The sequence below is a fragment of the Pseudoduganella ginsengisoli genome (genome assembly GCF_009720865.1).
GTDB lineage: Bacteria > Pseudomonadota > Gammaproteobacteria > Burkholderiales > Burkholderiaceae_D > Rugamonas > Rugamonas ginsengisoli.
In genome coordinates this window covers 1-255 of record NZ_WNLA01000122.1, presented here as the reverse complement: position 1 = coordinate 255, position 255 = coordinate 1, and the positions used below count along the sequence as shown (strand labels likewise).

Sequence of the window (255 nt, the reverse complement as noted above, 5' to 3'; positions counted from 1 at the left end):
TGCCGCCATCGGAAGAACTGAGCGAGGCAATGGAACCGTTGGCCACCGTCAGGTCGGCCGTGGTCAATCCCGTCACCGCTTCGCTGAACGTGATGGTGACGGTGGCCGTTTCGCCTGCTTTCAATGCGGTATCGGACAGCCCAATGGTAGCGGTGGGCCGCAGGGTATCGATAGTGTAGTTCGACGAACTGGCCGTGCCGCTGCCGGTATTGCCATCGCTGTCGGCGACGCCTGTCTTGTCGAGCGTGATGACAT

At 61.2% G+C, this 255-nt stretch carries 1 protein-coding gene; it reads right to left on the bottom strand.

Annotated elements, in window-relative coordinates; all coding sequences use genetic code 11:
* Positions 1 to 255 (bottom strand): Ig-like domain-containing protein (locus GM668_RS30840; RefSeq protein WP_170305941.1); only part of this gene is annotated, 255 nt, incomplete at both ends.